Origin of the sequence: Citrobacter sp. Cf132 (assembly GCF_030333885.1) — a bacterium.
Classification (GTDB): Bacteria; Pseudomonadota; Gammaproteobacteria; order Enterobacterales; family Enterobacteriaceae; genus Citrobacter; species Citrobacter freundii.
The window spans coordinates 1-8,184 of record NZ_JAOWFA010000036.1 but is presented as its reverse complement, the minus strand read 5'-3'; the positions used below and the strand labels follow the sequence as shown (position 1 = coordinate 8,184).

The following is an 8,184-nucleotide window of genomic DNA, read 5'->3' as shown; positions in this document are numbered from 1 at the left end:
GGGGTCGGTTCCGGCTGAGGGCGAAATGACACCCTAAGCTTTCGGTTCCTTGGGCCAAAGATATTCGCCAGTCAGTAGAATGTGCGCCCAGCCCAATGGGGATATGTGGGGAAGAAATTCAGGGGGAACATCCAACCCTTCGTTCCGCCGCTCCGTGACGGCATGACCAAGATGGACGGTATTCCAGTAAATGATCACCGCAGTCAATAAATTGAGCCCAGCGATTCGGTAGTGCTGCCCCTCTGTCGTGCGATCGCGAATTTCCCCCTGCCTCCCGATACGGAGCGCATTTTTGAGCGCATGGTGGGCCTCTCCCTTGTTAAGACCGATCTGAGCACGCCGCTGCATGTCCGTATCCAGGATCCACTCAATAATGAAAAGGGTCCGTTCAATACGACCAACTTCACGAAGCGCAACTGCAAGGTTGTTTTGTCGTGGGTAAGAAGCGAGCTTGCGCAGGAGTTGGCTGGGCCTGATTTTGCCAGCGGTCATCGTCGCGGCACAACGGAAAATATCAGGCCAGTTCGCAACGATAAGATCCTCCCGGGCTTTTCCACCTACCAACTTGCGTAACTCCCTGGGGGTCGTATCGGGATTAAATACGTACAACCGCTTCGATGGCAGATCCCTGATTCGCAGAACGAGATTGTAGCCGAGCAGGCTACTGGCTCCGAACAAATGGTCGGTGAATCCTGCTGTATCGGCATACTGTTCGCGAACATGGCGACCGACCTCGTTCATCAGTAGTCCATCGAGAATATACGGTGCCTCGCTCACGGTCGCCGGGATCGACTGACAAGCGAATGGCGCGAACTGGTCGCTTACGTGAGTATACGCTTTGAGGCCGGGAACAGAACCATATTTGGCATTGACCATGTTCATGACTTCGCCATGCCGCGCTGTCGGGAAAAACTGACCATCGCTCGATGCTGACGTGCCCATCCCCCAGACGCGTGACATCGGCAGTTTACCCTGCGCGGCCACCACAATTGCCAATGCCTGGTTCATGGCTTCGCTTTCAACATGCCAGCGGGCAAGGCGTGAGAGCTGCCAGTAATCATGCGTGTTTGTAGCTTCCGCCATCTTACGCAGGCCCAGATTGAGCCCTTCAGCGAGCAGGACGTTGAGCAGACCGATCCGGTCGCGACATGGAGCCCCGGTTCTCAGATGGGTAAACGCATCTGTGAAACCAAGGGCTGCATCAACTTCAAGCAGCATGTCGGTAATCCGAACGGACGGCATTCGGCGATACAGATCCAGTATGAGTGCCTCGGCACCATCCGGCACGTCTGCTGTCAACCTGTCGATCCGCAACGTTCCATCTTCTATGCTACCGTGCGGAATAGTGCCGTTACGGGCAGCCCGGGCCAGCCGCTTAAGAGCGATCGTGAGTCGCGCCTTTCTGTCTGCCAGCCAATCCTGTGGGTTGGAAGGCACGGCCAGTTTTGCATTTTCCTGCGCCGCGATCATCGGCACCAGTACCTGCTTGAGGTCACCATAGCGGCGCGAATGAGCGAGCCAGACATCTCCGGAACGAAAAGCATCCCGGAGGTGAAAGAGTACCGCCACTTCCCAAAGACGGGTATCTCCTTTTTCCTGAGCTCGTAAATGACGGTTCCATTTGGAGCTGGGCCGCAGGAAACGCCTTTCTGGCGATGCAACACCTTTCATCTCTCCGATCGACAAAGCTGCTGCTACCAATGGTCCGGCGACCGGCGCGGCTTCGAGCTTCAGACAGCGCAACATGCGGGGCGCATAACGACGAAAGCGATGGTATCCCTGCCCGACATATGCAAGAGGCTCATCGGCTAGCGTGTTGCTGAGTTGAGTCCCTGTCGCTACCAGTTGAGCGAGCCGGTCCCATGCAACCGAACTGGCGACAGCCATCTCCAGCGGGGTTCCGTCACTGCGGGCCTCAAGCAACGAAGCTCCCAGCGCGGTGAAGGTACGGATCGTATCCGTGAGTGTGGCTTTAGAGCCGGAAATTGTTTCGTCATGCTGGCGCTTCGCTTCCCGCCAGGTTTTTCCTACGATCCTGTCATGGGTTTCGACTATGGCATCAGCAATCGCCGCTTCCCACTCCACAACACAGACGGCAAGGATCGCCCAGCGGCGGTCCGAAGTGATGTCACGCAAACCGTCGGTGAAGTAGCGTTCACCCTGCCGACGCAGCCGGGCAATGCGATGGGCAGGTATGCTGGCCAAAGCACTATGATTGATATTCAGGGTACGCAGAAATTCGAGCCTGTCGAGCAAACGGTTAGCAGCAGCCGAGTTGTTACCAACCTCGAAGTTGCGAAGCCAGATGAAACGACTGATATTGCCGGCGAGCATTTCACTCAGAAGTTTGTCCAGGTGATCGCGAACATCCGCTGTTAAATTTTCCGCAATCCGCGTTTCAATCCGCCGCTCAGCGGCGACCAGAGCATCCGCGCACAAGCGCTCGATTGTCGATACTGCGGGCAGAATGGTGGAAGTTTCCCGACACCGCACAATAAAACGATGAGCAAGATCCTCGTTTGATCTGGCATCTTCGGCCTGGCCGAAAGTCCACTCCCGCAGATCACGGGCACCACGGCCCGTGAAGGTCTTGTAGCCGTAAATTTCGCGCAGCGTGTCCATGTGCTGCTGACGGGTTTGGCGCCGTGTGGCATAAGTGAGAAGCGCATCAGCCGGAACTCCAAGCTGAGCACCGACGAAGGAAAGGACTTCACGCGGGATCATCTCACCAGGAGCCAGTGCACGGCCCGGATATCGTAAGGCACAAAGTTGCAGGGCAAAGCCAATCCTGTTTTCCGGTCTGCGGCGCTGCCTAATGTTTTCCAGGTCATCATCGCCCAGCGTGTAGAACTTCAGTAGCGACAGTTCGTCCGTGGGCAGATCGAACAGCGCTGCTCGCTGCCGTTCGGTGAAAATATGGCGTCGTGACATACAAATTCGTCCCTTTTGAAGTATAGTCTGTTTTGGACAACAGCCAGCCCATATAAATCAGGGCGTTCCGATACAAAAATCCAGGAGGGTTCAATTGGGACATCGTGCCGCCATTTACTGCCGGGTTTCAACAGCGGATCAGTCTTGTGAACGCCAGGAATTTGATCTGCGAGCCTTCGCCGGCCGTGCCGGCTACGACGTGGTGGGAATATTTAAGGAAACAGGTTCAGGAACTAAACTCGACCGGGCCGAGCGAAAGAAAGTCCTGGCGCTTGCCCAGTCCAGACAAATTGATGCAATCCTGGTCACTGAGCTTTCCCGGTGGGGGCGCTCGACGCTCGATCTGCTCAATACGCTACGTGAACTGGAGAACTGGAAGGTTTCCGTGATAGCCATGAATGGAATGGCGTTCGATCTTTCGTCGCCGTATGGACGAATGCTGGCGACGTTTCTTTCCGGCATTGCGGAGTTTGAGCGGGATCTCATCAGCGAGCGGGTCAAGTCAGGCCTTGCTGTTGCGAAGGCACGTGGTAAGAGGCTTGGTCGTCAGGCCGGAGTGCGACCAAAATCAGACCGACTTTTGCCTAAGGTGGTTGCGATGAGGGCCGAGGGACGCAGCTATCGCTGGATCGCACGCGAGCTCGGTATCAGCAAGAATACCGTCGCTGACATCGTGCAACGACACAGAGCTAACGCTTAGGGTGTCATTTCGCCCTCAGCCGGAACCGACCCCATCAAATCCCTTCTCTTTCATCTGCCCCAGCCAGCGTTCCATGAGGCGTAACCGGGAGGGATCAACTTTGGCCCTTCGTGTATCCTTTGCCGCCACGTCCCGGCTGCGTAATGTGGCCTCAGCGCCGATTGCCCCCTGAATTTCGCGTCCCCGCGAGGAAAATTCTTCCCTGACTTCTTCCGGCACCCCCTTTATTTCCCACATGCCATGTTTACCGACTTCTTCTACCTCATGGCCCAGCGCCTCCACACGGCTTCGCAGTGCGCTGCGGTATATTTTCCCGAGCGTCACCTGCATTTTCATAACCGTCTCAATAAAACCGGCATTATGGATATAGTCAGTGGCCAGCGCTTTCCACTTACCATCCTGTTCTGTCATGTTGGCCACAAGAAGATGCGTGTGCAGCTGGGGATCAAGATTTCTGGATGTATCATGGGTGAATGCCGCCGCCACCATTTTGCCGGTATGAACGATGGAAGTGATCCCGTCTTTTGTATCACGGGCAGAAATCAGCTTCTCAACATAACCTGCAGCAATACGAACGGCATGGTTATGGGCTTCCAGCATCTCCTTATCGCCCCCAATGAGTGCCAGTATTGAGACGCTTTTGGGAGCTGAAAAAGTAAGATCGTGGCCCGGCCGGTGTACATGGTTGCCATTAATTTCTTTACCCAGGCGGGAACCATCAGGCAAACGCCCTTCCAGTACGGCTGTCAGGTCATCTCCCCTGACCTGACCATCGAGGCCCAGCGCGTCAGCGCCTTCCCCCATCCAGAGGCTTTGCAGGTTACCGAGGAAATAATAGTTATCTGAATGGCTGTAGTAGCCAGCAGCATCGGCTGCCGAGCCAATAGGGGCGACTGACATCATAATTCAGGCTCTCTGTCGTCATAATGTTGATCGTGTTCGCCATAACCCGGATCGTCGGGATTGCGATGCAATAAAATATTTTCTTCGTCCTGCGCGAGACGTTTATTCGTCTGGTGTGTTTCCGGACTGGTGTCTGTCCGGACTGTTTTTCCCGACGTCGTGACCGTTATCCCCCCATCACTATTCGGGGTGATTCGTGCATCCAGGTTCAGCGTTTCCCCTGCCGCGCTCTCATCTCCCTGCTGATCGTTGCCTGATGCGTTAGGACGTTGGCGCGCCTTTTGCAACATATCCAGGGCTGAGGTGACAGGCTGTTCAGTACCGGATGTACGATGGCGGAGACTGCGCAATGCCGCCGGCAGAGTGCTGTCCTGAACAACAGGATCGGGCACAACTGGAATGGTTGGTTCCCCAGAACACGGAGAGTCATTTGCAGAAGCAGAAACTGAGGGCGTCGGTGTTTCCTGTGGGGCTTGCCGGGTAAAAAGCAGAGGGAAAACATTATTTTTCTCAACGGAGGAAACCTTCACGACACTTGATTTTTTTTCGGGGATCACTGGTGGTGAAATAATGTCTTCCTGCTTCAGCTCAGGTTCTGTGGCCCGGACAGGAGTAACGCCTGCCGGTGGCGTTTCTTTTTCTGTCACAATGGCTGAGGGCCGGGAAGTAATGCCTGTATCGCCTCCGGATGCAGCTGTATTAGCACCCGACTTTTCCAGTATTTCATCCCCGGTCGGGAAAGTCAGACCGGCAGCAGAAGCGGCACGCTCATTTTTTTTAATCACCTTTTCCAGTTCGAGACTCAGAGCATCGCGAATGTTTCTTTCAATCAGCCCGGGTTGATGTTTTTTCGGCTTCCGGAATTTGAGTTTCAGTCGGACAACCGGATATTCACCCGGCATACGGACATAAAAACTCAGGTTAGGCAGACGCATAATCTGGTCGTAATCGACAATTGGGTCGTTAACCTCATCCTTACCCAACGACACACCATCACGGACCTGATCCAGACCGTAGCTGTTCTGCTCACGAATTTTTCGTTTACGCTGATGCCCCAGTTCCTCTTCCACCACTTTGGCCATCTCCGCACTTGGGGAACGGCCATACATGCGGGTGTTCATCAGGTCGAATATACTTTTGGCCAGCTCACGACCATAAACGTGGATCATCTGTGCCATATTCTGCATTCCCAGGACAAAACAGCCGCCGAATTTACGCGCTTCAGCCATCGTTTCTGCCAGTTCGGGGATGCGCTGAAGGCTGGGAATTTCGTCACAGATAAACCACACTCGCCGGTCGCTGTTCTCCCCCATACTCTGTAAAAACATAGTGGCCAGTGATAACCAGAGAGATATCAGAGGCCGGACACTTTTGCGGTGTCGGGCCTGTGTGGAAATAAAGAGCCAGCTGCTGTCGTACTTCGACTGTGTCATCCATTCGCGGATGGTAAACGGGGGTTTGGTACCGTCATCCAGTCCCTGCAGGTATCGCAGTGATTTGGCATAGTTGGTGACTACTGAACGGATCGATATGGCGGTCTTTTCAATTTTCTCCTCAACCAGGTTTGCCGATGGGGTGTTGGCCAGATAATCACGCAGGCTTTTCATGCTGAGGGACAACAATGTCTTGAGAAATTTCTCAATGCTGCGCTCCGGGTCAGCAGACATCCTTATGGCCAGGTCAGCATAAATGGTCCGAGAACTGGATACCCAGAAGGGGTCGGACTCTCCTTCAACGGGGATAAGACTCGTTGCAAGGTTGTCATAGTCCACAGCATCAACACACTCTCCCCACATATCCCAGTTAGCGCAGCGTTCATCATGAGCGTTAAGAATGAAATCAGTGCGGGGGTTGTAGTGGGTTTCAGTAAATGTACAGCCTGAATCATAGATAATGGCCCGATCGCCACGTTTTCGGATGAACTCCAGCAGCCAGCGAATAAGAGTCGACTTACCCACGCCAATCGTGCCGTGGATCAGGAAGTTCATTACTTCGGCCATCCTGACCATGTGTAATTCACCCACACGTAAGTCGGACAGTTCTCCACTCTTACGCAGTAGCCGGTTCACCTCGGCCGGGTTTTCCGTCAGTTGCATGCCGGAAATATACTGGTCTTCACTTTCCTTGCGGCCAATGTCGGCAATGTACCAGGCGATGCCCACGAATACACACATGCTGAACACACCGCTGACCAGCACGGCCCACTGCAGTTCATTGAAAAACTGCTCCCCCATAGCCGTCATGTAAGGGTCTGTGAGTATCTGTGGCAGGGTCATTTTCAGAACCATCTGCGTCTGAGTGGCGGCATACCAGTAATGGATGTCATAGAGTTTTGGAGTGCCCGGCGGCATCAGGTTGATGAAGCTACTGTTAATGCTGGAAAACCACCACAGTGAGCCGTTATCGAAAACCTCCTGTGGTATGCGTAAGAAAAAGATGACGGCTGCCAGCACAGCAAAAAGGATGAAGATCCAGAATCCTATCCAGTTATTGACCTGAAAGAACATGCGCCAGCGATAGGCAGTCATCTGCCCACCCTGAGTGAGATTTTTACCTGCAAAGCTCATAGAATTTACCCGGCAGTAATCGCATCGCCAGAACGGCAACGAGATAAACGGTTGGTTAAAAAAAGAGATTCCAGCGCTCGCCGCAGACATGACTGCGCCTGTGCAGTCATGTGAGGAAGCGAAATATCACAGGAATAACGACAGGCACTTACGCTCTGGAGCATAAATGCGCTATATTTATGCGCATACATAATGCGCAGAGGATTTAACAATGAATACGACTATGCGGTCGCGCAAAAGAAGCACCAATATTTCGCTGGATGCCGCCCTGGTGGACGAAGCGAAGATGCTTAACATCAATCTTTCAGCAGCCCTTAATTCTGCTCTTGAAGACGTGGTCCGTGCCGAACGTCAGGCCAGATGGAGACAGGAAAACAAAGCGGCTATTGATGCTATGAACAAATTTACTGCTGAACATATTATTCCCGGCAGCAGTGCAGCACTGAGAGTCTTCAAATGAATCAGGGGACCGTATTCAGAAGACTGGACAATCCGGAATATCCGTATTTCGTCATTGCGCAGTCCGATCAGTTAATCGATCTCAATACACGGGTCATCATTCCTTTTGTCAGATGGCGCCAGTCATTACCTGGAATGAGCAAGATTAATCCCGTCGTTAACATCGATGGTGAACGATATATTCTGATGACGCAGCTGATTCAGACGGTCTATCTTCATGAGCTTGATGAGGAGGATATTCACAGTTACCGCCCTGAGATGAGAGATCTCATCGTCAGTGCTGTAGACTTTCTTGTTACAGGTAGCTAACTCTTAGAACCAAAAACGATACCTTTCTCCTGCATGCACCGTCGCCATGCCGATCCAGGGTCTCCGTTATCCAGAATCTCGGATTCAACATATGGGATATCCTCTAATACGAGGAATTGTGTTGTTGAATCCCCCACTCGTACATAATAAGAATCTATTTTCTTGATGGCTCTGAGTGTAGTTTTTCCATTTTTACCCAAAGAGGACGAATGGACAACCGAGGTACATTGATCGGCTGACCTGCCCCCACGATTAGATACAACACTCAGTTAGTAACGTCGGAATCTTCATTCTCAGAATGACCCTTTCTCCAGC

The 8,184-nt window shown here is 53.0% G+C and carries 5 protein-coding genes and 1 pseudogene; 3 read left to right on the top strand and 3 right to left on the bottom strand.

Annotated features, from left to right (window positions below):
• Positions 1-33: 33 nt before the first annotated feature.
• Positions 34-2,931 carry a Tn3-like element Tn5403 family transposase gene (locus tag OGV85_RS03275; protein ID WP_023307208.1) on the bottom strand — a complete coding sequence of 966 codons (2,898 nt, stop codon included), beginning with the start codon at positions 2,929-2,931 and terminating at the stop codon, positions 34-36.
• 94 nt (positions 2,932-3,025) lie between these two features.
• Here OGV85_RS03275 and OGV85_RS03270 point away from each other — a divergent pair, with 94 nt between their 5' ends.
• Complete coding sequence (locus tag OGV85_RS03270) at positions 3,026-3,631, top strand: recombinase family protein (RefSeq protein ID WP_000509966.1); 606 nt, start codon at positions 3,026-3,028, stop codon at positions 3,629-3,631.
• A gap of 33 nt (positions 3,632-3,664) precedes the next feature.
• On the opposite strand, the pseudogene mobF reads toward OGV85_RS03270, so the two are convergent.
• Positions 3,665-4,534 (bottom strand): annotated as a pseudogene (mobF, locus tag OGV85_RS03265) (MobF family relaxase); the annotation flags it as partial.
• Positions 4,531-7,101: a type IV conjugative transfer system coupling protein TraD gene (traD, locus tag OGV85_RS03260; protein WP_057064248.1), complete on the bottom strand. Its 2,571-nt coding sequence runs from the start codon at positions 7,099-7,101 to the stop codon at positions 4,531-4,533. The pseudogene mobF and the gene traD, both read right to left, overlap by 4 nt.
• Before the next feature lie 211 nt (positions 7,102-7,312).
• Here traD and OGV85_RS03255 point away from each other — a divergent pair, with 211 nt between their 5' ends.
• Entirely contained in the window at positions 7,313-7,561 is a 249-nt protein-coding gene (locus OGV85_RS03255; RefSeq protein ID WP_049271083.1) for a type II toxin-antitoxin system CcdA family antitoxin, read from the top strand.
• Entirely contained in the window at positions 7,558-7,869 is a 312-nt protein-coding gene (locus OGV85_RS03250) for a CcdB family protein (protein WP_057064246.1), read from the top strand. The genes OGV85_RS03255 and OGV85_RS03250 overlap by 4 nt, the downstream gene beginning before the upstream one ends.
• Positions 7,870-8,184: the final 315 nt, after the last annotated feature.

Coding starts and splice junctions, on each gene's coding strand:
- OGV85_RS03275 (WP_023307208.1), bottom strand. CDS start 2,931: ATGTCACGACGCCATATTTTCACCGAACGGCAGCGAGCAGCGCTGTTC.
- traD (WP_057064248.1), bottom strand. CDS start 7,101: ATGAGCTTTGCAGGTAAAAATCTCACTCAGGGTGGGCAGATGACTGCC.
- OGV85_RS03255 (WP_049271083.1), top strand. CDS start 7,313: ATGAATACGACTATGCGGTCGCGCAAAAGAAGCACCAATATTTCGCTG.
- OGV85_RS03250 (WP_057064246.1), top strand. CDS start 7,558: ATGAATCAGGGGACCGTATTCAGAAGACTGGACAATCCGGAATATCCG.